The 25,331-nt window shown below is 54.5% G+C and carries 27 protein-coding genes; 10 read left to right on the top strand and 17 right to left on the bottom strand.

Features of this window, described 5'->3' with window-relative positions:
• The 6 genes from FD737_RS07660 to FD737_RS07635 form a co-directional block, all read right to left on the bottom strand.
• Positions 1–1,371, bottom strand: coding sequence for an amidase (locus FD737_RS07660; protein WP_160833161.1), 1,371 nt, complete (start codon positions 1,369–1,371; stop codon positions 1–3).
• Positions 1,364–1,567, bottom strand: coding sequence for a hypothetical protein (locus FD737_RS07655; RefSeq protein ID WP_097117674.1), 204 nt, complete (start codon positions 1,565–1,567; stop codon positions 1,364–1,366). The genes FD737_RS07660 and FD737_RS07655 overlap by 8 nt, the downstream gene beginning before the upstream one ends.
• A gap of 65 nt (positions 1,568–1,632) precedes the next feature.
• Positions 1,633–2,640, bottom strand: coding sequence for an ABC transporter substrate-binding protein (locus FD737_RS07650; protein WP_160833160.1), 1,008 nt, complete (start codon positions 2,638–2,640; stop codon positions 1,633–1,635).
• A 2-nt stretch (positions 2,641–2,642) separates the two neighbouring features.
• The gene (locus FD737_RS07645; protein ID WP_160833159.1) at positions 2,643–3,485 is read right to left on the bottom strand and encodes an ABC transporter permease; all 843 of its coding nucleotides are present in this window, start codon (positions 3,483–3,485) and stop codon (positions 2,643–2,645) included.
• A 12-nt stretch (positions 3,486–3,497) separates the two neighbouring features.
• Positions 3,498–4,280 (bottom strand): ABC transporter ATP-binding protein, encoded by a 783-nt coding sequence (locus tag FD737_RS07640; RefSeq protein WP_034822435.1) that lies wholly within the window; start codon positions 4,278–4,280, stop codon positions 3,498–3,500.
• Entirely contained in the window at positions 4,273–5,190 is a 918-nt protein-coding gene (locus tag FD737_RS07635; RefSeq protein ID WP_160833158.1) for a carbon-nitrogen hydrolase family protein, read from the bottom strand. Before FD737_RS07635 ends, FD737_RS07640 begins: the two co-directional genes overlap by 8 nt.
• 133 nt (positions 5,191–5,323) lie before the next feature.
• Here FD737_RS07635 and FD737_RS07630 point away from each other — a divergent pair, with 133 nt between their 5' ends.
• Together FD737_RS07630 and FD737_RS07625 are read left to right on the top strand one after the other, a co-directional pair.
• On the top strand, positions 5,324–5,983 hold the full coding sequence (locus FD737_RS07630; protein WP_034822430.1) for a helix-turn-helix domain-containing protein: 660 nt from the start codon (positions 5,324–5,326) through the stop codon (positions 5,981–5,983).
• A gap of 72 nt (positions 5,984–6,055) precedes the next feature.
• Positions 6,056–6,514, top strand: coding sequence for an OsmC family protein (locus FD737_RS07625; protein ID WP_160833157.1), 459 nt, complete (start codon positions 6,056–6,058; stop codon positions 6,512–6,514).
• On the opposite strand, the gene FD737_RS07620 is transcribed toward FD737_RS07625, so the two are convergent.
• Complete coding sequence (locus FD737_RS07620) at positions 6,515–7,600, bottom strand: diguanylate cyclase (protein ID WP_160833156.1); 1,086 nt, start codon at positions 7,598–7,600, stop codon at positions 6,515–6,517.
• Positions 7,601–7,726: 126 nt separating this feature from the next.
• The gene (locus tag FD737_RS07615) at positions 7,727–8,626 is read right to left on the bottom strand and encodes a DMT family transporter (protein ID WP_160833155.1); all 900 of its coding nucleotides are present in this window, start codon (positions 8,624–8,626) and stop codon (positions 7,727–7,729) included.
• A 97-nt stretch (positions 8,627–8,723) separates the two neighbouring features.
• On the opposite strand from FD737_RS07615, the gene FD737_RS07610 reads away from it, so the two are divergent.
• Both FD737_RS07610 and FD737_RS07605 read left to right on the top strand, forming a co-directional pair.
• Entirely contained in the window at positions 8,724–10,058 is a 1,335-nt protein-coding gene (locus FD737_RS07610; RefSeq protein WP_160833288.1) for a PLP-dependent aminotransferase family protein, read from the top strand.
• Positions 10,059–10,199: 141 nt separating this feature from the next.
• Complete coding sequence (locus tag FD737_RS07605; RefSeq protein WP_160833154.1) at positions 10,200–11,462, top strand: MFS transporter; 1,263 nt, start codon at positions 10,200–10,202, stop codon at positions 11,460–11,462.
• A 40-nt stretch (positions 11,463–11,502) separates the two neighbouring features.
• Here the strand turns inward: FD737_RS07605 and FD737_RS07600 are convergent, their stop codons facing one another.
• From FD737_RS07600 to FD737_RS07590, 3 genes are all read right to left on the bottom strand, one after another.
• Positions 11,503–13,338, bottom strand: coding sequence for a methyl-accepting chemotaxis protein (locus FD737_RS07600; RefSeq protein ID WP_097117668.1), 1,836 nt, complete (start codon positions 13,336–13,338; stop codon positions 11,503–11,505).
• A gap of 137 nt (positions 13,339–13,475) precedes the next feature.
• A complete protein-coding gene (locus FD737_RS07595) occupies positions 13,476–14,117 on the bottom strand; it encodes an aspartate/glutamate racemase family protein (protein ID WP_160833153.1) in 642 nt (213 codons plus the stop codon).
• Positions 14,118–14,234: 117 nt separating this feature from the next.
• On the bottom strand, positions 14,235–15,146 hold the full coding sequence (locus FD737_RS07590) for a LysR family transcriptional regulator (RefSeq protein WP_160833152.1): 912 nt from the start codon (positions 15,144–15,146) through the stop codon (positions 14,235–14,237).
• A 111-nt stretch (positions 15,147–15,257) separates the two neighbouring features.
• Here FD737_RS07590 and FD737_RS07585 point away from each other — a divergent pair, with 111 nt between their 5' ends.
• Both FD737_RS07585 and FD737_RS07580 read left to right on the top strand, forming a co-directional pair.
• Complete coding sequence (locus FD737_RS07585; RefSeq protein ID WP_097117666.1) at positions 15,258–15,698, top strand: ester cyclase; 441 nt, start codon at positions 15,258–15,260, stop codon at positions 15,696–15,698.
• 196 nt (positions 15,699–15,894) lie between these two features.
• A complete protein-coding gene (locus FD737_RS07580) occupies positions 15,895–16,818 on the top strand; it encodes a formyltransferase family protein (protein ID WP_097117665.1) in 924 nt (307 codons plus the stop codon).
• A gap of 34 nt (positions 16,819–16,852) precedes the next feature.
• Here FD737_RS07580 and FD737_RS07575 read toward each other — a convergent pair whose 3' ends face one another.
• Complete coding sequence (locus FD737_RS07575; protein ID WP_097117664.1) at positions 16,853–17,902, bottom strand: NAD(P)-dependent alcohol dehydrogenase; 1,050 nt, start codon at positions 17,900–17,902, stop codon at positions 16,853–16,855.
• Between the two features lie 110 nt (positions 17,903–18,012).
• On the opposite strand from FD737_RS07575, the gene FD737_RS07570 reads away from it, so the two are divergent.
• Entirely contained in the window at positions 18,013–18,444 is a 432-nt protein-coding gene (locus FD737_RS07570) for a helix-turn-helix domain-containing protein (protein ID WP_097117663.1), read from the top strand.
• Here FD737_RS07570 and FD737_RS07565 read toward each other — a convergent pair.
• Positions 18,386–19,210 carry a helix-turn-helix transcriptional regulator gene (locus FD737_RS07565; RefSeq protein WP_160833151.1) on the bottom strand — a complete coding sequence of 275 codons (825 nt, stop codon included), beginning with the start codon at positions 19,208–19,210 and terminating at the stop codon, positions 18,386–18,388. The two genes, FD737_RS07570 and FD737_RS07565, sit on opposite strands and share 59 nt — an antisense overlap.
• 103 nt (positions 19,211–19,313) lie before the next feature.
• Between FD737_RS07565 and FD737_RS07560 the strand changes: the two genes are divergently transcribed.
• A complete protein-coding gene (locus FD737_RS07560) occupies positions 19,314–20,204 on the top strand; it encodes an SDR family oxidoreductase (protein ID WP_160833150.1) in 891 nt (296 codons plus the stop codon).
• Here the strand turns inward: FD737_RS07560 and FD737_RS07555 are convergent.
• Positions 20,189–21,103, bottom strand: a complete 915-nt coding sequence (locus tag FD737_RS07555; protein WP_160833149.1) for a LysR family transcriptional regulator — start codon at positions 21,101–21,103, stop codon at positions 20,189–20,191. The two genes, FD737_RS07560 and FD737_RS07555, sit on opposite strands and share 16 nt — an antisense overlap.
• 102 nt (positions 21,104–21,205) lie before the next feature.
• Here FD737_RS07555 and FD737_RS07550 point away from each other — a divergent pair, with 102 nt between their 5' ends.
• Positions 21,206–22,381 carry an MFS transporter gene (locus tag FD737_RS07550; RefSeq protein ID WP_160833148.1) on the top strand — a complete coding sequence of 392 codons (1,176 nt, stop codon included), beginning with the start codon at positions 21,206–21,208 and terminating at the stop codon, positions 22,379–22,381.
• A gap of 76 nt (positions 22,382–22,457) precedes the next feature.
• On the opposite strand, the gene FD737_RS07545 is transcribed toward FD737_RS07550, so the two are convergent.
• Positions 22,458–23,279 carry a Cof-type HAD-IIB family hydrolase gene (locus FD737_RS07545; RefSeq protein WP_045815508.1) on the bottom strand — a complete coding sequence of 274 codons (822 nt, stop codon included), beginning with the start codon at positions 23,277–23,279 and terminating at the stop codon, positions 22,458–22,460.
• A gap of 137 nt (positions 23,280–23,416) precedes the next feature.
• The gene (locus FD737_RS07540; RefSeq protein ID WP_370523031.1) at positions 23,417–24,055 is read right to left on the bottom strand and encodes a TetR family transcriptional regulator; all 639 of its coding nucleotides are present in this window, start codon (positions 24,053–24,055) and stop codon (positions 23,417–23,419) included.
• A gap of 81 nt (positions 24,056–24,136) precedes the next feature.
• On the opposite strand from FD737_RS07540, the gene FD737_RS07535 reads away from it, so the two are divergent.
• Positions 24,137–24,808, top strand: coding sequence for an O-methyltransferase (locus FD737_RS07535; RefSeq protein ID WP_160833146.1), 672 nt, complete (start codon positions 24,137–24,139; stop codon positions 24,806–24,808).
• 32 nt (positions 24,809–24,840) lie between these two features.
• Here the strand turns inward: FD737_RS07535 and dksA are convergent, their stop codons facing one another.
• Positions 24,841–25,260, bottom strand: a complete 420-nt coding sequence (gene dksA, locus FD737_RS07530) for an RNA polymerase-binding protein DksA (RefSeq protein WP_160833145.1) — start codon at positions 25,258–25,260, stop codon at positions 24,841–24,843.
• Positions 25,261–25,331 lie beyond the last annotated feature (71 nt).

Genomic DNA, 25,331 nt, shown 5'->3' with positions numbered 1-25,331 from the left:
TCACGCACTTAGCCGGGTTGGTGTTTGCAGATGATAATCGTGCTCCTGCTGGAATCGACGCGCAAAAGCGAGCAGTTTGCGCTCAGCGCCATCACGTCCAATGAGCTGCATGCCAATGGGCATCCCTGCATGATCAAACCCGGAAGGCAGACTGATAGCGGGCAGTGCTGACAGACTTGCCAGCGCGTTGTAACGCATGTTGCCGGTCAACACGCTCTCTTCGCGGTCTCCCATTTGAATCGCTTCCAGTCCTTTATGCGGTGCGGTAAACGGCAGCGTCGGCACCAGAATCACATCCACCTGATTCAAATGCTGCAACAACTGCTGGCGTAAACCGGTGCGGAAACGTTGTGCCTGCAGATACTCCACTGCGGTAATGGCGAGTCCCGCTTGCAGCAGCTTACGCACATCCGCACCGTATTCTTGCTGACGGTCATCAAGCCAGGCGGCGTGCAATGAAGCCGGTTCCGCAAGGTTGATTAGCACCAGCGCGTTCACCGCCTGCTCAAGCCCGGTCAAACTCAGCGTCTGGCAGCGTGCACCTGCTGCGCTAAACCACTGCACCATTTGATCATAAGCAGTGCCGACATCGGGCTGTACCTGCTGATGCACATCCGGCAGTAAGCCAATACGCAATCCGGCCAGTTCCGGTAATGCTGTCAGCGGCTGTGTTTTGCCGTCGAGCACATTAAACAGCACTTCACACTCTTCGGCATAACGAGCCAGCGGCCCGACGGTATCAAGACTGGTGGCGAGGGGAAAAATGCCCTCCGTTGAGAGTCGCCCCACGCCCGGGCGCAAACCGGTGATCCCGTTCATCGACGCCGGTAAACGAATCGATCCCCCGGTATCGGTGCCCAGCGTTGCCAGCGCACTGCGCACCGAGGCGGCGACACCCGAACCGCCGCTGGAACCGGCAGGAATGCGGGCATCATCCCAGGGATTGCTGCTGGCACCGTAGTGCGGATTGTTGGTGGTGCCGCCCCAGGCGAACTCATGCATATTGGTGCTGCCGATGATTAACGCGCCCGCCTGCTTCAGACGCTGCACGACCACCGCATCACGCTGGGCGATATTGCCACTGAGTATCTGACTGCCCGCGTGCATCTCCTCACCGGCCAAATCGATATTGGCTTTAATGGCAATCGGCATGCCATGCAGCGGGCCCAGATCGTAGCCCTGTTCCAGTAAGCGCTGGCTGGCTTTGGCCGTCTGACGGACCTGAGACACATAAACTTCATTGAACGCATTGAGATCGCGTGTAATTTCCTCACGCGCCAGACAGGCTTCAACCAGTTCTGGCACGCTGGTCTGCCGTGTGCGCAACTGCTGTGCCAGCGTCAGCATCGAGACATCGATCAACTCACTCATGGGGCAACTCCAGCGGCGGATGCAGCGATGAAACCCACGCGTTTGCCGGCAGCAACGTTGGCGCGAAATGTTGCGCAGCAAAGGCGCTAACGCCCGCCGCACGCGCTTCACAATCGGTGAGCAGGTGTTCCAGCTCTACCGCATCAGCCGCACAATGGCGCTGTATCAATGCCAGTCGAAGTGTCAGTGCATCCATAATCATTCCTCTTAAATGCGGGCGCACAGCGGTACGCCCGTAACCTGGCGACAGTCGGTGATGGCTTATTTATCACCCATCGCATCAACCGCTTCTTTGGCCTTGGTCGCCAACTCGGTATTTACGTTGTTCTGATACGACGTAGCTTCTGAGGGATAGGCTTTAATGTTTTTGGCATATAGCGCGATGTTCATGTTGTTATCCCAGGCCTTCTGCGACACCAGCACGTTCTCCGGATAGCCTTTGGCATCGATTTCACGCTGCACTGCGGTTTTCACCACCTCCTCGGGCAACGCGGGGAAGTATTTACGTGCAATGGTCACCGACTCAGCCGGATGCTTGTAGATAAAGCGTGAGGCCTGTTCAAAGGCGGTCACGACGGCCTGCGCGGCCTTTGGATTCTTATCAATATATTGTTGTGTGGTCGTCAGGCTAGAGAAGGCAAACGGATACCAGGATTGCGCGGCTGAGAACGAATAAGCCACATGCAAGCCGTTCTGCTTTTCGGCCATGGTGACCTGTGGCTCCGCCGCTAACGCGTAATCTGCACGACCTGCCGCCACCGCCGGGATCTCATTGCCAATCGCCACATGCACCAGCTTCACGTCTTTGAGGTTGTTCTGTTTGATCAGATAACTCATAAACGCCCAGGTGGTATCCGGTTGCGGGCTGGTCACCACACGTTTGCCCGCGAGCAGTGACAAATTGTCCTGCAAAGAAGCCGCTTCTTTGCCGAAGATGAAGATGGTTGGCGCGTTCTGTACCCCGGCCACCACCACCCCCTTGCCGCCGTTTTCACGGGTTTTCGGCACAAACACCGGATCCTGAATCGAGAAATCTGCCGAGCCGCCAATCACCGCCGCCCAGGATTGCGCCCCGCCGCCACCGGTGCTGATTTTCACATCAACGCCCTGCTGCTTAAAAAAGCCCTGCTCTTGTGCCACATACAGCGGCAGATAGAGCAGCGATTGAAACGCCTGGTTGATGCGCACTGGCGTGTCAGCCGCGTGCGCACTCACCAGAGAAGCCAGACAAACTGCGGCAGAGATCGTAGCTAAACGGAATTTTTTCATGATTATTTCCTGTCCCAGGAGAGAATGAGGCGTTCAATAAATGCCACCAGCGCGTTGAAACACAGCATCATCAGCATGACCAGCACGATGCCAGCCAGCACAATGTTCATACCGAAATTGGAACTCCCCAGCAGGATCATATGACCCACGCCGCTATCCGAAGAGATGTATTCACCGACGATGGCACCGACCAGCGCGAAGCCAACGTTAAGCCGTAAGCCCGACAGCACCCACAACATCGCGGATGGCACCACCAGCTTGAAGAAAATGGTGCCGCGTCCGGCGTTGAAGGATCGCAGGAGGTTGATGAGATCGGGATCGGTGCGCATCGCGCCTTTATAAGAGGTGGTCAGTGACACCACCACGCAGGAAAACGCCACAATCACCACTTTGGAAAGCATCTCCGTGCCGAACCAGATGATGGTCATCGGCGCAATCGCCAGTACCGGAATTGAGCCAATCGCGGCGATAAACGGCGCGGCAAGGTCAGAGATAAAGCGCGAGTACCACAGCAGCAACCCCAGGATCGAGCCGCCAATCGCGCCCACGGCAAACCCCACCAGGGTTTCAACGGCGGTGACGCGCACATCAGTCACCATTTCACCGGACTGAAAGCGCTGGACCAGCACCTCCCATACCTGCGAGGGGCTGGAGAACAGGAAGGCGTTGATGTTGCCACTGCGCACACCGAGCTCCCACCCTCCCAACAGCAGCACCACAATCGCCACCTGTAAGAACAGCAGCGTGTAGCGACGTGCGTTAGCTGAGCGGAAAAAGGTTTCTCGCGAACTGCGATTTGCCGTCGCCGCAGCCGTAGGGCGTGTAGACACTGAGTTCATTGTCATGTCGTCCTCTCGTTAGTTAACCGGCTCAGGCTGAATGCCGATGCTGCGCCAGATATGCTCGTAATACTCATTGAAACGCGGCGACAGGCGGCGTTCGGGTATCGACAGGCTATCCGTGCCGAGATCGACCTCAATCTCCTGCACAATTTCACCGGGGCGCGCTTTCATCACGTAAACACGATCCGACAGCGTGACCGCCTCTTCGATATCATGCGTAATGAAGATCACCGTCTTGTGCTGCTCTTTCACCACACTCAGCAATTCACTTTCCAGCGAGATTTTGAGCGGGTAGTCCAGCGCCTTATAAGCCTCATCCATCAGGATGATTTCCGGGTTGGTGACCATGGTGCGCATCAATGCCACACGCTGTTTCATGCCGCCGGAAAGCTGCGACGGATACTTCTGCTCGTAACCGGTCATTTTGTAGAGTTCGAACAGTTCACGCGCTTTGGCTCGCGCCTGTGCTTTGGGCATGCCGCGCACTTCCAGACCGAGGATCACGTTGTCGATCACCGTACGCCACGGGAACAGCAGGTCTTTTTGCAGCACATAACCGAGTTCCGGTGACGGCGTGCCGGTGGTTTCGCGATTCTTCAGCAAAATGCTGCCGCTGTCGGGCATTAGCAGCCCGGTGATGATGTTGAACAGCGTCGATTTGCCGCAGCCGCTGGGCCCGACAAATGAGACGAATTCATTGCGATTGGCATGGAAGTTGAGGTTGCGCAGCACCGTCACCTCACCCTCCGGCGTGGGATAGCTTTTGTGGATGCCAGCGGCTTCCAGAACTTTACTCATGGTTTTCCCCCAAAGGTCGCGCGTGGCGATTGTGAACCGTCAACGGCGAAGGCGGGGCCTGCACCGGAACGTAATCTTTCAGGAAGTGATAGCCGAGATAGTCGCTGCTGCGGGCGCGCAGGATGGCGGACTGCACCTCGACGCGGGCAATCGCCATGCCTTCCGTGGTGCCACTGTCAGCCACGATATTTCCCAGCGGATCGATAATGCGGCTGTGGCCGTGATAGTGAAGATTGCCGTGCTGGCCGCACAGATTGGATTCGATCATCCAGCATTGATTTTCCAGTGCGCGCACACGGCCAAACAGCGTGTAGCTATCCACCATGGGATCGGCATCGCCTGCACTGCCGTCTCCGGCATAGCCCCATGCGGTGGGCATGATCATGATGTCCGCGCCTTTCAGCGCCAGCTCGCGAGTGCTTTCCGGGAACACTTTGTCGTAGCAAATCAACATACCAATGCGGCCAATTGGCGTGCTGAACACCGGAAAATCGCTGCCAGGATAGTAGACGTGCTTCTCATCGCCCGGCTGATGCACTTTGCGATACACGCCGAGCAAACCGTCTGGCCCCAATAGCACCGCACTGTTAAACAGTACTTCGGCACGTTCAGGATGGCGCTCGGTCATGCCGAAAACCACATGCAAGCCCAGTTGCGTGGCGAGCTTTTGCATGGCCTGCACGCTCTCACCTTCGGTCACCACTTCGGCTTGCGCCATTTGCCACGCCACCGCTTCGCCGTTCCAGTTGAGCGTATCCGGCAGATAGCCTTGTAAAACCTGCTCCGGAAACACCACCAGGTCGGCACCTTCCTGTGCTGCCTGTTCCATCCAACTCAGCAGGTTGTTGAGGTTGCGGGCTTTATCGTAAAACGCGGGCAGTGTAATGCTGGCGATGGTGGTTATGTTCATAGCAGCTCCCAGAAGTTTTCTTTTAAACTGCTACTCTGCTCACATTTAGACCAATACAATTTTCTTATGTGATAATTTTTATCATATGTGAGAAATTAACTGTCCAGTTCACTTAGCAGAAGAATCATTGCCAATGAAAACCACCCGACAGCATGAAGCCTCCGGGCTGGGCGCCGCCTTAACCGGCGAACAAGATTTTGGACTGCGAATCAAAACGATACGTCAGGCGCGAGAATTGACGCTGGAGCAGGTCGCCGAGTTGAGTGGCGTGTCTATTTCGACACTTTCGAAGATTGAAAAAGGCCAGGTATCCGCTTCATTCGATACCATTGCCAAGATTGCCAGCGCGTTTGATTACTCTCTGGCCGAACTGTTCGCCGAAGAGTTGCCCCTGCCTTCGGTGGCGAGCACCGCCATTCAGGGCCGCCGCACTTACACACTGGCCGGTAAAGGATTAGCCTTTACCAACCCCTATTTTCGTTATGAAGTGCATGCTGCCGAACTGCTGGTGAAAGGGATGATTCCGGTGGTGATGGGAATTGAGACGCGCGAGTTGCCGCCGCCGGAAGCATGGTCCCAGCATGCCGGTGAAGAGTTCATTTATGTTTTGTCAGGCGAAGTGATGTTGCATACGCAGCTCTATGCACCGCTGCGGCTGGCACAAGGTGACAGCGCTTACATCGACAGTACGATGCGCCATACCTTTGTACGGCTAAGTGATGAAGCCGCCAGCCTGATCTCCATTTGTCAGACTGAAACGCTGGATATTGAGGATTTGACGCGCGGTGGCTGATCAGAGCCTTCCCGCCACGCCAGCAAACACAGTAAACTGACCGCCGATTACCCCACAAAAGGAACTTCAGCTATGGCACGGGAACACCACTATCAGGTCACGGTCCGCTGGACCGGCAATCGCGGCACCGGCACCTCCTCTTACACCGCTTACGATCGTAACAGTGAGATGCTGGCAGACGGCAAACCCATAATGCCTTTGAGCGCCGATCCGGCATTTCGTGGCGATGCCACGCGCTGGAATCCTGAAGAGTTATTGCTGGCTTCGGCCTCCGCCTGTCACAAACTGTGGTATTTGCACCTGTGCGCGGACGCGGGAATTGTGGTGGAAGCTTATGAGGATGCCGCGGAAGGCACCATGGTGGAAGGCGCTCGGGGTCGTTTCACGCAAATCACGCTGAAACCGCGCATTTCGCTGCGCGATCCGGCAGATGCGGATCGCGCGCGTGAGTTACATCATCAGGCACATGAGGCCTGTTATGTGGCCAATTCACTCAACTTCCCGGTGAATTGCGAACCGACGTTTGCCTGATCAGGCGGCGCCGGCCAACGGTGGTTGCGGCGGGACCCACAGCCGCACACCATTTCGTCCGGCGCGTTTTACCTCGTATAACGCTTCATCTGCATGGCGTAACCAATGGCGCAAGGACTCGGCGTTGGCGGCTGAAGCAATGCCGATACTCACCGAGCAGCGAAACTCCGCCGACGCTGGCAGGCGCACCTGAGCGATTTTTTCCTTTAAGCGATTTGCCAACGCTACCACCGTCTCATCGGTCGCATGGTGCACGATCACGCCCAGCTCATCACCGCCGAAACGCGCGGGAATATCCTGCAATCCCACATGATTACGAAGCAGTGCCGAAATCTCTGCCAGTAAAAAATCCCCGGCTTCGTGGCCCCAGGTATCATTCACCGACTTGAAGTAATCAAGATCCATCAGCAGCAGATACCCCGCGCTGTCGCCACGACGCGTACTCAGGAATTCGCTCTCCAGACGACGTTCAAACAGACGGCGGTTAGGGATCTCCAGACCAGGGTCCATTAACGCAATACGCTCCAGTTCACGGTTTCGTTTACGTAATTGCCAGGTCAAATTGTAGGACGTCACGCTCAATACCAGCATATAGCAGGTTGCCAGCGGCAATGTCAGCCAGACGGTTTGCGGGCTGAATGTGAGATTGACACCCGCGCCATCCACCAGCCAGACCATAACGAAAGCGCAGAGGAAAGCCTGCATGGCAGCGATTAACTGCGCTGCGCCTCCTGCCGCATAACGATCCGAGGCCAGCACCGCCATAATGATAAATGACGGCAATGGGCTAAGCGCCATCAGCGCTACCCAAATACCGCCAAATGCCGCGTCCAGCGTTAAGTTATGCCGTTCGGTGCCGGTGGCGTCTTCGGCACGCAATGCCCGGCGATAAGCCACCCACGGCCAGATAAATGCATTGATAAATAACAGGGCGCTGAACGCCACTCCGCGATGCATCTCCATCAATACCGAGAGAATCGGGAAGAAACATAAAATTGTGCCAAGCTGGCGCATGATAAACATACGACGAACGAAGCGCTGTGAACGCCGCTTCAGATGGCTATCATCAGGTGAGTAATAATTCATTCACTGGAAAAGTCTGATCGACAAGAAAAGCAGTTTAACGGGAAAAACCGCGAGCGGTGCGGTTTATTTTAAGAATATTTACCTTGCGCTTAACAACTGCGCAAGGTTCGTCAGGATTTTGTAAAGCTACCGCTCAAATTTACGTGCAGCGGCCAAACAACATACAACGGCTGCCGTCACCACCAGCATGGATGTATGAATGGATTCATGAAGTAACCAGGCTGAGAAAATCAGGCCAAAGAAAGGCTGTAACAGCTGCAGTTGTCCTACGCTGGCGATACCGCCGGTTGCCAGCCCCCTGTACCAAAAGATGAAACCAATCAGCATGCTGAACAGCGATACATATCCTAAAGCCCACCATGCAGACGCCTGAACAGGTTCAAAACTGAGAGGAGCCGTCATCACTGTTGCCAGCAACATGATCGGCAGTGAAAGGATCAGTGACCAGCATATGACCTGCCACCCACCCAGGTGTCGAGAAAGCATTGCGCCTTCCGCATAACCCAGGCCGCAAACTAACGTCGCCGCTAACATCAAGAGGTCACCGGTCAGTGATGCCGCTGCGCTCTGCACCAGCGCAAACCCCATCACCAATAGACAACCGAGAGTGGAAAACAACCAAAATGCTCCTCGCGGCCGTTCGCCTCCACGAATCACGGCAAAAAGCGCGGTAGACATTGGAAGCAATCCAATAAAAACGATCGAATGTGCTGAGCTGACATGCTGTAACGCCAGCGCAGTGAACAAAGGAAAACCTATCACGACACCCAGCGCGACAATCAGCAATGAAAAAAACTGTCCGGGCGCAGGTCGGCGTTGTCGAAGGGCTAAAATGATCAGGACCGCCAGCACTCCTGCAATTGAAGCGCGTATGAAAGTCAGGAAAAAAGGATCGAAACTTTGTACCGCCACACGCGTAGCCGGTAACGATCCACTAAAAATAACCATCCCGATAAATCCACTCATCCATCCTTGTAATCCAGAATGGTTAGCGTGAGATACGCTTGTGTTGCTGCTAGTCGCCATAAACGCCACCTTGATTCATTGACTTACCCACCGTTGACGCTTTAAAGCGTAAATGACAGCATTAATGACAATCAAAAAATTGTCATGGATACATTGGATGAAGGCTCGCTATAAAGTTATCGTTGATGAATTCGCCAGCGCGATACAACTCGGCCATTTGCCCGCAGGGACACGATTGCCCACGCACAGAGCACTCGCCAGCGAGCGTGCTATCTCATTAGCCACCGCAACGCGTATTTACAGTGAGCTGGAAGCCATGGGACTGGTGAAGGGAGAAACCGGTCGGGGAACCTTTGTCAGGGAAATTTTGCGCCCACTGGGATCAAGTGATGATCAACAGCGAGTTGCACCAGATGTATTAGATCTGAATTTCAACACCCCTTCCCTGCCAGAGCAAGCTGACCGTCTACGCAGTGCACTGCGACAACTTGCGACACGCGGTGACATCAAATCGTTATTGCGCTATCAGCCTTATGCCGGGCGTTTGAACGACCGTGAAGCGGTTGCCTCTTACCTGAGCAATATGGGAGTTGTTACGCAAGCCAAAAACGTTTTGATGGTCAATGGCGCGCAACAGGGTTTGGCGATAACCGTAATGGGTTTATTGAGACCGGGTGATGTTGTCGCGGTTGATGCTCTGACTTATCCGGGCTTTAAAGTGTTGGCCAGCCTGTACCATCTGGAACTCGTCCCTATCCCCGTCAATCCTTCTGGCCCTGATCTTGTGGCTTTGGAAACCGTTTGCCAAAGCAGGCGGGTTCGCGCCATTTACACCATGCCTACATTGCATAATCAGCTGGGCTGGGTGCTCAGTAGCGAACAGAGAGAAACTATCGGTTCAATTGCCCGAAAATATAATTTACTTATCATTGAGGATGCGGCTTACGCCTATCTTGAGCCGCGACCTCCAGCACCCCTGGCCTATTACGCCCCTGAAAGGACGATATATGTCACTGGTTTTTCTAAGAACGTGGCGACGGGGTTGAGAGTCGGTGCCGTAGTGTCTGCTGCGGTACATCGTGATGCACTGGAACGCGCGATTCGCGCTACTAGCTGGAACACGCCCGCATTAATGACCTCCCTCGTTTGCGACTGGTTGCGAGAGGGATACGTCGCACAACTTGAGGAAGAGAAGCGAAGAGATGCCGGGCAACGTCAAACCCTGGCGCGAACAATCTTGCAGGATTTTACCTGCTATGGACATCCGAATGCCTATTTTATCTGGATTGTGTTACCTGAAGAGGCTCGGGCGGAGCGCGTGGTAAAACGCCTGCTGCAGAGTCGAATTTCCGTATCAACTGCAGAACCTTTCAGTACCTCGGCGACCGTGCCGCAGGCTATCCGGCTGGCGCTGGGTTCTGTAAGCCTGCATGATTTGCAATCGGCTTTGATAAAAATAAAGGAAGCGATTAATTACGAAAAAGGTTTGTAAGACGAAGCCTGTTTGTCAGCCACTTAATCAGTGAAAACTTTGAACCCACAGCGATTTTCAGCAGCTGATTAGCGCCAGCGGTTGTCACATCAGCAGCTTGAACGCAGGATGTTCACTGCCCCCTGTTGATAGGAAAACGTCATGTCTCTTTCTGCGGCACACAAGCGCGTGCTCATTGCCGGATCCGTTGGCAATTTTATTGAGTGGTATGAATTCGCCGTTTACGGTTTTATGGCCACGCTGATGGCTAAAAACTTCTTCCAGCTTGAGGGCGAAAGTGCCCTCACCAGTCTCATCCTGACCTATGCGGCATTTGCCGTGGCCTTCTTTTTTCGTCCTTTAGGCGCGGTAGTGTTCGGCAGGTTGGGCGATCGTTATGGACGCAAGCCGGTATTGATCGCTGTGTTGATATTGATGACGCTCGCGACCGCTGCGATCGGTCTGGTGCCGGTTTATGCCTCCATTGGCGTTGCTGCACCGCTGCTGATTACCGCGTTACGCATCCTGCAAGGGTTGTTCGCAGGTGGAGAGTACGGCGGCGCAGTGTCACTGATGACGGAATTTGCGCCTCCGGGCAAACGCGGCTTTTACGGAGCATGGCAGTCTCTGACCGTGGCGTTTGGATTACTGGCGGGCGTGGCCGTGGTGGCGGTTTTGCCGTTGCTCATCGGAGGCGCAGCTATGATTGACTGGGGGTGGCGCATCCCGTTTCTGCTCGCACTGCCACTAGGCGCTATCGCACTTTGGCTACGGTCGGGCTTAGAAGAGTCTCCACAGTTTGAGCAAGCAACCAATGCAGAAAGCGCGTCGGTCAGTGCCACTGTACGCGCCATTATGCTGGGGATCGGACGACTGATGGTATGGTCCGCAGCGGGCTATACCTATCTGGTGATCATGCCCACCTATTTGCAGGCAGCGCTGCATACCGGCTTCAATCAGGCGCTGCTGATTGCGGTGATCTCGAATCTCGGCTTTGCGGCAACGATCCTGCCTGCGGGTATCCTGAGCGATCGCGTAGGACGACGCACAGTGATGTTACTGGCGACCTTCTTGTTGCTGGTGCTGGCATTCCCGCTGCTGAAAGTATTGCAGGACCCACTAAACGGCTTGCTGATCAAAGCGGCGGCGGTGTTTGTGGCCGGGGCATTGGTCGGCATGCTTGCAGGGCCGGGGCCCGCGATGCTGGCGGAGATGTTCCCGACGCGCGTGCGCTACACCGGGCTTGGGTTAGCCTACTCGCTGTCGAATGCGCTGTTTTCTGGCTGTGCGGGGCTGATTATTACCGGTTTGATGAAACAGACCGGTAATGCGGATATTCCGGCCTGGTATGTGATGGGCACAGCGCTGGTGAGCTTTGCCGCACTGTGGACATTGAATAAAGACGATCACCGCAGGCCGTTATAAAAAGAAGGCGGCCATCAGGCCGCCCCATCCTTGAACAAACTTAACGCCCCGCTCCCTGCAAGCGGAACTGCGCGACCAACCGCTCTAACATCATCGCTTGTTCTTCCAGCGAGTTTGCCGAATGCGAGGATGCGCTCACCAGCGTGGCGTTTTGCTGGGTAGTGGTATCAAGTTCACCTACCGCGCGAGCAATTTGCTCAATGCCACGGCTCTGCTCATCGGAAGCAGCAGAAATTTCCTCCATGATCTCATTCACGCGCGCAATGCTACCGAGAATTTGATCCATGGTTTCGCCAGCACGCGCTACCTGCTGATGCCCGTTGCTGATGCGGCTCACCGACTCACTGATCAACTGTTCGATGTCTTTCGCTGCACCGGCGCTACGCTGTGCCAGGTTGCGCACTTCACTGGCGACCACGGCAAAACCACGCCCCTGCTCACCGGCTCGGGCCGCTTCGACCGCCGCGTTCAATGCGAGAATATTGGTCTGGAAAGCGATGCTGTTAATGACGGCAGTAATGTCGGCAATTTTCTTCGAGCTGTCGGAGATTTCCCCCATGGTGCTGACCACATCGCGCACCGCTTTACCGCCCTGATTCGCATTGTGTGAAGCTTCTGCGGCAATCTGGCTGGCCTGCCGCGCGTTCTCGGCGTTATTTTTAACGGTAGCCGTTAACTGCTCCATGCTGGCAGCCGTTTCCACCACCGCCGCCGCCTGCTGCTCGGTACGTGATGACAAATCGAGGTTGCCCTGATTGATCTCGCTAGCGGCTTGCGACACGCTGCTGACGCTATGCAACACATCGCCAATCATACTGCGCAGACGGTCGTTCATCCGCCCCATCGCCGAGGTCAGCTTGCCGAGTTCATCATGACGATCGGTGGTAAACTGCGAGCTTAAATCGCCGCTGGCAATGCGCTCCGCCAGCTCAAGATTGTGGAATACCGGACGCGTAATCTGACGGATGATGTACCACGCTACCAGTACGCCAAACAGAATCGCCAGCCCCCCAATCAACAGGGATAGCGTTGCTGAACCGTTCGCCAGTTCATCATTGCGCTCCTTGACGATAGCAATGATCTTTTTGATCGCCGCACTGCTCTTATCACCCGCGACTTTTACCGTGTCTTCTGACGCACGCAGCTGACCATAGCTGTCCGCCGCTTGCAGGCTGAGATCTTTAAAGCGTTCGGTATCCTGCCACAGCGCGGTAAATCCGCCCTGCTGTTCTGGTGGCAGCTGAGCCAACAAGGCTTTCATACCCTGATCGGCCTGCTGGAAATGAGTTTGCAAGGTATTGCGCAGGGTATCGGAGACATTGAAGCGCAGCGCCCAGGCTTCTTCACGCACGTTGCTGATGGCGAAGAGCTGTTCATAGATCTGATTGGTCAGTTCTGGATTGGTCACTGGCGTGCGGATCAACTGCATATAGCGCGAAGTCATGTCTTGCTGGCTCAGGGAATCGAGCTGTGCTCGCTGGCTATTTAGCTGCTGCGTGGCTTGCGTCATCGCGCCAATACTGTTTTGGAAGCTGGCGAGATGAGTATCCAGTTCATCCACCAGCGCGCGGGCATTGTCTGTCCAGGAGAGTTGTTTAGCCTCGCGATTCAGTTGCTGTGCATGAGCGACGTATTCGGCCATCACCTTGCCGGATTTATCATCACCATACAGGTATTTGAGGCGGTTAATTTTGGCCTGGAACACCTCAATGTTGATGTCGTAGATCAGATTGGTTTTCTGATAGATGTCATGAATCGCATTGAAACGCTGCACGCTGATGCCGGTGGCTAATGCCACTAACAGCAACACGATGCCAAATCCTGCTGACAATTTTCGGGTGATGCGTACATTACGTAAACGGGATACCAGCCCCATGTTCCCTCTCCTGCGAATGTTGTTTTTGTAAATTCTGGTAAGGGAGTTATCGGAGCGAGGCGGGATTTGTTTATCGCGGAGATCACAAAAAAACGATTACAGGATGTTATGCGCCGCCGGGCAGCGGCGCGAGCAGGTTATCGCGCGGATTGCGGGGCTAACTGGCTGATAAACAGGCCTGCCGCACTCACCGCATCCACCGCCACTTTCCCTAACTGCTGGCGAATGCTGTCGCCTAGCGCGATGGTGGAAAAACCGGTGCATGAGAAGGCGATGACTTCAATGCCATCGCGATAAAGACTATCCGCACAGGCCAGGGCGCTGGCGCGACCTTCTGCGCTCAGCAAGTCCGTAGTGTTCAGCACCCCTTCCGGACGCGCGTAGCGCACGGATTCATCCAGCAACTGACGGAAAGGCGCCGGGGCCGCCGCGCCAATCCCCATCACCGCGACAGGACGCTTGAGCATACGCGCAATGCTTGCCGATGCCGAACCGGCGCTGATGACAGGAATCGATACGGCATCGCGCAATGCCGCAAGGCCAGGATCGGCGGCGCAGCTGAGAAACAGCGCATTGCAGCCGTCGGACTCTAATTGCCGCCCGAGCGTAACGATCTTAGGCACCGCCAGCGCTTCACTGGCATCATCAAAAATGCCTTTGTGCTGATCGGGGATCGCCCGGCTAATTGAGTTGATAGCATACTCCTGATAAATCAGCCGACCATGTTCTTCGACAAAGTGCTGATCTGGATGGGTTAATACGCGGATTATCCCCAGCATGGCTGTTACTCCTGGTCTGATGTTAAACAGGTTTGCAAAGTGGCCTGGTTTTTATTGTGTCGAGTAACATGGGAGGTTTATGCAAAAGCGGCAACACGTACCCGCCGCTGGTTTGATCTACAATGCTGCTCCTACTTCCGCGATCACACCGCGTAACCACTGATGCGCCACACTGTCCTGCGTCCTGCGATGCCAAAGCAGATCAAATGGAATCGAGGGCAGCGCCAACGGCGGTTCAAACATGATGATGTCGCCCTGGCTGGCTGAAGTGGTGCCCACGCGGCGCAGTACCGTTGCCACATAATCCGTTCCCGGTAAGAGCGCGGGCACGGTAAACATGGTGGGCAACGTCAGACTGATGATGCGCGCTAAACCTTGCTCTCGCAATTGTTGGTCCACCAAGCCGTAATGGTTGCCTTCCGGTGACACCAGGATGTGGCGCATTGAGAGAAACGCTTGCAGGTTCATGCCTTTACGCGCGGCTTCGTGGTCGCGCCCGACTAAGGTGACAAAGTCATCACGTAGCAATGGCTCGGAAAGAATTCGGTTTTCTGCTTTGGTTGGCGGTACGCCTACGGCAATATCAATCTTGCCCGCATCGAGTAGCGCCACAACCTCATCACGATCAATAAAATACCGCACATGAATCGTGCAATGAGGTGCCACTGCCGCCAGCTTTTTGGTTAACGCGGGCAGCAGCACATGCATCGGATACTCCGTCAATCCCAGGGTAAAACTGCGCTGTTTGGCTGTGGGATCAAAGACCTCTGCGGGCTTCATTAAATGACGCACCTGCCCTAACGCATCGGCCACCGGTATCGCAATCTCCTGCGCTTTCGCCGTGGGCAACAAGCCTTCTGCGCTGCGGATAAAAAGCGGATCGTCAAAGACACGGCGCAAGCGAGAAAGCGCGGCACTCATCGCCGGTTGGCTTACGCCAGCCAGTGCCGCCGCTTTAGTGACGTTGCGCTCCAGCATTAAGGCATTGAATGCCACTAGCAAGTTGAGATCGAATCCTTCAAAATTCATATTTTGTATAAAGCTCTATATCAATCATTTGTTAGATGGATAGTGTCAGATTCAGGAATACTGCACAAGCCGGTGAGATGCACCGCTAACTAATCCAATAAGGTTTCCAACATGTCTGCGACACAACCACTGAACCAACGCCTGCAAGCTGAACGTACTGCGGTAGAAAACCTCTATCGCGCTTTTAGTGACAAAAATCCCGATCTGCTGGATCTGGCGGTCACACAAGATTGGGATGACATCCCACTGGCGCCAGGTCAGGGGCCGGGACCAGAAGGATTTAAGCCACTGCTGGCAGGTTTTATCGCCGCGTTCCCGGATATCAACATCACCGTGCACGACATGCTTCAGGAGCCTGGAAAGATTGCTGTGCGTGCAGAAATTACCGGTACGCACCAGGGTGAGTTTATGGGCATTGCGCCAACCGGTCGTCGCATTAGCGTGCGCCTGCACGAATTCCACTTGCTTAACGGCGAGCGCGTGACCACCACCTGGCATATGGAAGATTGGTTTGCCATGTTCCAGCAGATTGGGCAATTCCCAACTCCCTAAAAGAAGCACTGCAGATAGCGTATAACTCATGGCAGAAGTCCTCGGCATTGTTAGTCACTAATGACGCAGCGGAGAGTTAAGGACATAAACAAGCCTTTGACGAATTAACAGCGATCAACTGCATGGTTTAAGCCAGGCATAATCTTCCCCTATTATGCTAAGCACCAAACGTTAATCAGTGTTCACAGGCGGAAGAATGAAAGTCGTGTTATGTGCGTATCATGAGATGGGATGCGCGGCGCTGGAAAGTTTGCAGGAAGTGGGATTTGAAGTGGTGTGCGTGTTCACCCACGCGGGAGCCCATCAGGAAAATAGCTTCTTTGACTCGGTTGAAGCCATGGCGCTGCAGCAACAGATCCCGGTGTTTTGTCCGGACGATATCAATACGCCAGAATGGATTGCCAAAGTAGCGTCGCTGCAACCCGATGCGATTTTGACCCTGTCTTATCGACAAGCGCTCTCTCCTGCCATGATTGCCACCGCCAAAAAAGGCGCATTCAATGTGCATGCTTCGCTGCTGCCCGCCTATCGCGGACGTGCGCATCTCAACTGGGTGATTATCCGCAATGAGCGTGAAACCGGGGTGACGCTACATCGCATTAATGACGTGCCAGACGGCGGGCCAATTTTGGCGCAAAGCCGTGTCGCTATCACTGATGAAGATGAGGCGCTTTCATTACATCGCAAACTGGTACGCACCACGCGTGAACAGTTGCCAAACTGGCTGCGCGCTCTGCGGGCGGGTAGTTTGATTGAACGCGTGCAGGATGAAAGTCTCGCCAGCGAACCGGGACAACGAAAGCCTGAGGATGGGCAGATTCACTGGCATCAGTCTGCCGATGAGATTCATGCTCTGATTCGCGGCGTCGCTTATCCGTGGCCAGGGGCGTATAGCCTGATGGGAGAACAGCGTTTTATCGTGTGGAAAAGCCGCGTGATTACCCAGTCGCATCAGCACGCAGCGGGCAGCATTATTTCCATCGATCCGCTGTATATCGCCTGTGGCGAAAATGTGCTGGAAATTGTCGCAGCGGGGTTATCGCATCACGACAATCTTAGTGCGGCGCAGCTCGTGCAGCACTTCTCACTGTGCGTGGGGATGCAACTGAAGTCATGTTGAGCTGGCGATTTCAGGCTGAAATCGCCAACTTTTATCACCAGCGGGTCGCTGCCATATCAATCACAAAGCGATATTTCACATCACCTTTCAGCATGCGCGCGAATGCATCTTCGACTGCTTCACCCGCAATCAATTCGATATCTGCCGTGATGTTGTGTTCGCCGCAGAAATCCAGCATCTCCTGCGTCTCTTTGATGCTGCCGATGGATGAGCCGCTGATGCTCAGGCGACGGAAGACCATCGGCGTGACGTCAGGTGCCTGATGCGGTTGTTCCGGAATGCCTACCAGCACCAAACGACCATTGGTTTTGAGCGTGGCGAGGTAGGGATCGAGATCGTGAGGCGCGGACACGCAGTCGATAATGAAATCGAGAGAGGTTCGCGCCGCTGCCATCTGTTCCGCATCGCGTGAGACCACCACGCGACTGGCCCCCAGGCGTCGCGCATCGGCACCTTTTTCCGGAGAGGTAGTGAACAGCGTCACTTCCGCACCCATCGCACTCGCCAGTTTTACCGCCATATGCCCAAGCCCGCCTAAGCCCACTACGCCGACTTTGTCGCCGGCCTGCACCTTGAAGTGACGCAGCGGTGACCAAACGGTGACGCCCGCACACAGCAACGGCGCAACGCCTGCCAGCGGCAGGTTCTGCGGCACTGACACCACAAAATGCTGATCGACCACCACATTCTGTGCATAGCCGCCCCAGGTGCTGTCGCCTGTGTGTTTGTCGATACCGTTATAGGTCGCGGTAAATCCGGCTTCGCAGTACTGCTCTTCCTGCTGCTGGCAGAAATGGCATTCACGACAGGAATCGACCATCACGCCGACACCCACCACATCACCGACCTTGAAGTTTGTGACCGCTGCGCCGGTTTCCCGCACGCGACCGATGATTTCGTGGCCCGGCACCAGCGGATAACGACTCACCGCCCATTCGTTACGTGCCATATGCAGATCGGAGTGGCACACGCCGCAGTACAGAATATCGATTTTAACGTCCTGCGGTTGCAGTGGACGCAGCGCGATCTGGCTGGATACTAAAGGTTTTGCCGCGTCGTGTGCGACTAATGCGTTGATTTTCATGGTGCCTCCGCAAGGTGCTGGCGTTATTGAGTTGAAGGCGGCAGACTATAGTCAACGTGGTGCAGAAATGATAGTAGTTACCTTTTGGTGACCATAGAGGAGTGACACTGATGCCAGCCTGGGTTGACGGCAAGCTGTTTTTTTATGCGGATTCCCCGCCGCGTCGCTTGATGGATTTGTTCTCGCTGAAGTGGAGCAGCATGGTGCTGCACGCGCTTTATCACTGGCCGGGACAGCGTGCGCGCACCGGCGAGTTGCAGCGCAGCCTGCAGGGAATTTCGAAGAAGATGCTGTTTCAAACATTAAAAGAGCTGGAGCAGCGCGGATTGATTGCCCGCCATGTGTATGACGTGATTCCACCGAAAGTGGATTACCGTTTGACGCCGCTGGGACAGACCTTTGCAGCCCCAATCGAACAGATGTACCAGTGGGGACTGGAGAATCAGGCGGCGCTGGATGCAATGGACGCCAACCTGCGCGCGGCTACGGACGTGCCATCAGACGCGCCACCGTCTCACGATCTCTCGGCAAGCGAGGATTAAACACCACCAGGCTCAGGCCGGGCTTACCCTCAACGGCGAAGGTGCTGTATTCGAGTTCCAGCACGCCTTCGTCCGGTAGCCACAGTTGCTTTATCCCTTCGCCATGCTGGCTCACTTCCTGCGATTGCCACAGTTGACGGAAGGTTTCGCTCATCGCGCTGAGTTCTTCCACCAGCGTGCGCACATGCTCGCTGGCACCGGTACGTGCTACGTCGGCACGGAAATTCGCCACCATGTTACGCATGACCTGATGCCAATCCGGCAGGCGTTTTTTCATCTCTTCATTGCTGAACATCATTAATAGAATATTGCGCTGTTCCGGCGGCAGTTGGGCGTAATCCACAAATACTTTGGTCGCCGCATGGTTCCACGCCACCACCTGCCATTCAGCGGTTTTCACCAGCGCGGGCGTGTGCGTCATGCTATCCAGGACGCGTTGCAACGAGGGTGAAACATCCACGCCCGCCTGCCAGGTGACGCCCGGCAAACGATTCTGCGCCAGCAGAAAAAGGTGGTCGCGCTCGGCGGCACTTAGCTCCAACGCTTTGGATAACCGTTCCAATACCTCTTCGGAGGGCGCACCACCTCTGCCCTGCTCCAGCCAGGTGTACCAGGTGGTGCTGACGCAGGCGCGCACCGCCACTTCTTCCCGACGCAATCCGGGCGTACGACGCCGCAGCAACGGATAGCCGAGTTTGCCAGCATCCAGTCGCTGACGTCGTTCACGCAGGTAGTTGCCGAGCAGATTGTCGTCTTGTTGGGTCATGGCGTTATCCTGTTAGTGCCTATACCTGTATAAGCTCACGACTTTTCGCCGCGCCGCAGACTTTTATCATAGTGCTTCAACAGCCAGAAATAGGAGTACGAATATGCGACTTTTTGTGACCGGCGCAAGCGGCTTTATCGGTTCGGCCATTGTGAAAAAACTGCAGGCACGCGGCGTGGACGTGCTTGGACTGGCACGCAGTGACGCGTCAGCAGAGAAACTGCACCAGCAGGGAGTCCAGGTGATGCGCGGCGATTTAGAAGATATTGCCAGCCTGCGTAGCGCCGTTGAACAGAGTGACGGTGTGATCCATGCCGGCTATATCCATGATTTCAGCCGCATGGATCACGCAGCGACTATCGATCAGCAGGCAATTCTGGCGATGGGTGAAGTACTTGCCGGGTCAAACCGTCCGCTAGTGGTGACCACCGGTACTGCATTGGTCTCGCCAGGACGTCTCGCGGTTGAGCAGACTCAACCGGTTTCCGGCGGCCATCCTCGTTCCGACTCCAACATCGCCGCACTCGCGCTGGCGGATAAAGGGGTGCGCGTCTCGCTAGTGCGTCTTCCGCCCACGGTACACGGCGCAGGCGACCACGGCTTTGTGCCGATGATCATTAATATGGCGAAAGAGAAAGGCGCGGCGGTGTATATCGGGGATGGTGCGAATCGCTGGCCTGCGGTGCATCGTGATGATGCGGCGGAGTTATTCTGCCTCGCCGCCGAGCACGCCGAAGCCGGCACGATTTTGCATGCGATTCAGGAAGGAGGCATCCCATTTCGTCAGATCGCCGAAACCATTGGTGCAGGTTTGTCTCTGCCGCTGAAAAGCCTGAGCATGGAAGAAGCGAAAGAGTGGCTGGGCTGGATGGCGTTCTTTGCTTCCATTGATAATCCGGCTTCCAGTGAATGGACACGTCAAACATTTAACTGGCAGCCCACCGGACCGGGACTGCTGCAGGATATGCGTGAGGCGGGTTATTTTTCGCGTTGATTCCGCACCGCCTCTTGCAGGAAATCAATAAACGCGCGGCTTCTTGCGGGAAGAAAACTCCGTTCCTGGTAGAGCAGCGCAATCTCAAGGGGTGCGGGAGCGAGTTCAAGCTCAATCACTTCTAACTGCCCACTTCGAATATAAGGCTCACAAGCCTGCGCTGAAAGGATGGCAAACCCGATGCCTTTCAGTGCAGCATGCATCGCCATCTCACCACTGTCGACACGGAAAGGACTCAGCACATTGATGTGTCGAAATCCTTTGCCAGTGGTTATAAATTGCCACGCTTGCCCCTGAAGTGCACTTACGGTGGTGATGCAGGGCAGAGCCAGCAATTGTTCTGTTTGCGTTGGTCTGGCGTATTTTTGCAGTAAAGTCGGCGCCGCAACAATGTGGCAGGGTAATGAAGCCAGCGGTCGAGCTATGACATCACTGCTGGCGCGCGTGCCGCGACTGATATCAATGACAACATCGCAGTCATCCCACAGTGCATCAGCCCCCTGAAGGTTGGTCATACAGTGGAGTTCTATCTTGGGATACCGCAGTGCAAAGTCGGCCAGAAGATTGCCAAACACCACCGGCCCTACGCCACTCGGTAAACACACGCGTAGCAATCCTTCCGGTTCAATTTTCGCGTGGCTTAGCCTGGCTTCCGTCTCATTCACCGAGTCCAGCAGTGGTCGCATGCTGTCAAAAAACATCTGCCCTGCTTCAGTAAGCTTCATTTGACGCGTACTTCGCTGTATGAGTCGCATCCCTAATCGTTCTTCCAGCTGCGAAATCTGGCGACTCACATTCGATGCAGGCATTTTCAAGGCACGCGCGCCGCCGATAAAACTGCCCTTCTCTGCAACGGTGACGAATACCCGCAAAACATTTAAATCGATTCTACTGCGCATCGATTATCCCATTTTTGATAATTAATCCTCTCACTTTATCGCTCTAATCATAATGATGCACGGGCAATAGACTAGGCCTCCTGTAACTTAATGGAGCAAACTATGCCTGTCCTCACTCCGCAATCAGGTTCATTCGCTGTGATCCGCATCGCTGTGATTATCGCTTTTGTTCAATTCACGAATGCCCTCGAATACATGATGTTTAATCCGCTGTTTGCCTACATGGCGTCTCAATTTTCAGTGCCTGTCACTTATGCAGGTTATGTCACGGGGACTTACAGCCTGGGTTCAGTGCTATCCGGGTTATGTATTTGGAAATGGATTGACCGCGTTAACGCCAAACGGTTTTTACTGTGGAATATGGCGCTTTTAGGCGCTCTGACGGTGCTGATCACCTTCACGAGCGATTATACCCTGCTGCTGGTTCTACGATTTATGGCGGGCTTAGTGGGAGGAACAACCATGGGTGTGGGGATGAGTTTATTAATCAGCCTCGCGCCAGCGGCATTACGAGCACGGATGATTGCCACCGTCATTGCCGCTTTCTCTGTGGTCAGCATTGCAGGGATGCCGACCATGCTGTTTTTGAGCACACATTTCGGCTGGTATAGCGCTACGAGACTCATTGGTTTGCTGTGCCTGATAGCTTTGCTTCTTATTGCCGGGTTTATTCCTGATGCCCCGCGCAAAATCGCCCCTAAATCATCGATAACAATGACGCCAGAATGGTTGTTTTTCGCCAGCGGGAACGCCATCGCGCAATTCACTCCTATGCTCATCATTCCTGCTTTAGTGCCTTTATTGACCCAACACATGCAGGCTGTGAACGCCTCGCTGCCCATGCTGTTCTTCATCGGTGGCATCGCTGGGTTGATGGCGACAAAGCTTACCGGAAAGCTATTGGCTCACTGGTCCAGCTACACCTTAGCCGTTGTCTCAACGCTGATATTACTGGTCAGCATGCTGCTTCCCATGACAGGTTTGCATGCCAGCGCATTATTCATGGGGCTGTTTCTGAGCGGGGCTTACGGACGATTGGTGGTGGTGTCGTGTGTGACGACGAGATTTCCAAATGAGGCCAGTCGGGCTGGTTTCCTGTCCCTGCAAACGGCGCTGATGTCATTGAGTACCACCCTCGCCTTTTTTGTTTCGGCCATGACTTTTGAGATAGCAGCCCCACTACCCATCATATTCTGGGTGATGGTTGCCGGCAGCGCATTACTCTTGCCACCGCTGATTAAGAGGATGGAAAAAAGGTTAGCGAGACGTGAGGCCTGAGGTGATAAAGGTAGCGGCAGAATCGATCGCCCAGCTAAAAGTTTAGCTCTGGCTCGATAAACTCTGCCGCGAGGGATTAGCCAAACGGCTCTTCGCGTGCCAGCAAGCGTGCTATCACGTTAAGCGCACCTTCGTCGTTATTGCTGTCGGTTTTATAACGCGCAACAGCGGCCACGGGCGCGGCGGCATTGGCCATCGAAAAGCTGTAGCACGCCTGACGCAGCATTTCGAGGTCGTTGGCGCTGTCGCCAATGGCCAGCACTTCGCAATCGTCGATGCCCCATTTTTCCTGCAGCAGCGCGATACCATGTGCTTTGTGGCAGCCAGGAATGATCAGATCGACAAAACCAAAGCCGCTGGAGACCGGATGCATAATGTTTTCAATCGCGCCCAGTTCTTTGTGCAGACGATCCATCAGGGCATCCACCCCTTCGTGGGCCAGATTCAGCGAAAACTTAAAGATGGTGTCATCGATATCGTACAGATTGTCGCGCTTTTCCAGCCGATGATAGTGATTCGCCAGCATCGCAATCACTTCCTCCGGCATTGAGGTGTGCACATAAGCGCCATTGCGACCGCACACCACGGTGCTGATATCCGGCTCTTTAGCCAGAATATCCAAAATTTGATGGACGCGTTCTGGTGCCAGTTCGCCGCAGAAGATCTCTTCATTGCTGTCTGACACCCAGGCACCGTTCTCGGCGACAAAGGCGATTTCATCTTTGATATCCGGGAAGTAGCGTTGTAACTGGTAATATTGATTGCCACTGGCGACCACAAAACGAACGCCTTTCTCTTTCAACAAGGCGTACTGGCGCGCGAATCGTTGAGCGTTGTACTGTTTGTTGTCATCGAGAAAAGTCCCATCCATATCCACCGCAATCATTTTTACTGCCATCTTACTCTCCCGTATCGTTTGACCAGCATTCCATCCAGCTGTGAAAAGGTTTTCATAGAGCTTACTCGCGGTGTGGATTAATGAGAATGGTAATAATGAGATTGTTAACCGCTTTCAGAGATTTCCAGTGCCATCTTTTACTGCAATTCCGCCCCTTTTTCCCTGATCCAGACACAGAACATCTCTGCCATGTCCTTTGCGTAGTCGAGAATCTCCGCCTCAGCGCGCGGTGTTTCGGAAAAATGCTTGCCCACGTTACCCAATGTGCTGTTGATCAGGTCCGCAGCGCGCAGACGTTGTTTCTCTTCCAACTGGGGCAATAACTCATACAGGAAGTCACTCATCACGTTTTCACCCGCCGCGCGCGCGGCTGCCACTTCCGGTGCATTACGGTATAACGGCGCTGCATCGTTAAGTGCGGTCCGCATTGCCGCTTCTTCACACTCTGAGTGCAGGAAAGCGAGCGTGAGTTGGTGCAGACGTTCACCCGCAGGCACATCCTGATTGCGCAGGATCGATCCTAAAAGATCGCCGGTACGTTGCCATTCCTCACTTTGTAAGCGGAAAAGGATAGCCGCTTTATTGGGAAAGTATTGATACAACGATCCAATACTGACACCCGCCCGTTCCGCCACGCGTGCGGTGGTAAACCGCGTGGCGCCTTCCTGCTCTAAAACCTGAGTAGCCGCTTGCAATATTGCGGAAACCAGCTCGCTGGATCGCGCTTGTTTAGGAATTTTTCTCTCTGAAATCCTGGTGTTACGACGTTCAGCCACCTGATACTCCCGAACACGAATAGTGAAATGCGAATGATTCATCGTATTCTGTTCGCACAGATTAATCTACGGAGAATCATCATGACGACCTTAACTTCCGCGCCATTGGCGCCGCTGCTTAACTACCTGTTCGAACTGGCCGACAATATGGCGCATCCGACCAATGAAGCCTTCCGCGTGATGTACGATGAAGAGCAAAATCGCCTGTTGCAGAGCAAAACAGATTATCTCGAACTCTATGGTCATCTGAAAAATGTGCCACTGGCGGTGTCGCGTGAGACTGGCAAACTGCTGTATATGCTGGCACGCAGCAGCAAGGCGCAGTCGATAGTGGAGTTTGGTACCTCCTTTGGGATTTCAACGCTGCATCTCGCGGCAGCGTTACGCGATAACGGCGGCGGAAAGATCATCACCAGTGAATTTGAGCCGGGCAAGGTTGCCTTAGCACGTAATCATTTTGCCGATGCGGGCGTAAGTGATTTGATTGAAGTGCGCGTGGGTGACGCGCTGCATACGTTGAGCCGCGACCTGCCTGCTGCCATCGATATGCTGGTGCTCGATGGCGCCAAGGCAATTTACCCTGAAATACTGGCGCTGGTTGAACCACATTTGCGCCCTGGTGCGCTGATCGTCGCCGATGATGCGGATTTCAGCCCCGAATATCTCGAACATGTGCACAGCGGGCGTGGCTATCTGTCGCTGCCGTTTAACGACGGCGTTGAAGTGTCAATGTGGCTTGGACGTTCACAGTAATCAGCACCCAGAGCCTGTGCTCTGGGTGATTTTTATTTCCGATACTGCGCTTCGACCCGTTCCTGCTTGATCTTGGCATCAATGGAGAGTTCTGCGGTGGGGCGTAGCAACAGGCGAGCCAGGCCTATGGGATCGCCCGTATCACGACAGTAACCATATTCGCCTTGATGGATGCGCTGCACTGCCGCATCAATTTTTGGTAGCAGGCGGCTTTCGCGATCAATCTGACGAAACAATAAGCGTAACTCCTCTTCGCGGATCGCTTTGTCCGCTTCATCTCCTTGCTGTTCACTGCGTTGCAGCTGCGTTTTCAGGTAGTCGATATGTTCGAGCAGTTCCTGACGCTCAAAACGTAATAAGCGCAAAAAATACTCACTCTGGTGAGGATTCATATACTCTTCTGGCGGCATACTGAGAAGGTTTTGCTGCTCGGCTGATGTAGGTTTGGTCATGTTGAAATTCCTTAACAGCTTCGTGTTAATGTTATATCGTCACATTTCAAATCATTCATTGAGGTTGCTGC

The sequence above is a fragment of the Pantoea sp. Seng genome (genome assembly GCF_009829935.1).
Taxonomy (GTDB): Bacteria; Pseudomonadota; Gammaproteobacteria; order Enterobacterales; family Enterobacteriaceae; genus Pantoea; species Pantoea communis.
This window is presented reverse-complemented; position numbering and strand designations above follow the sequence as displayed.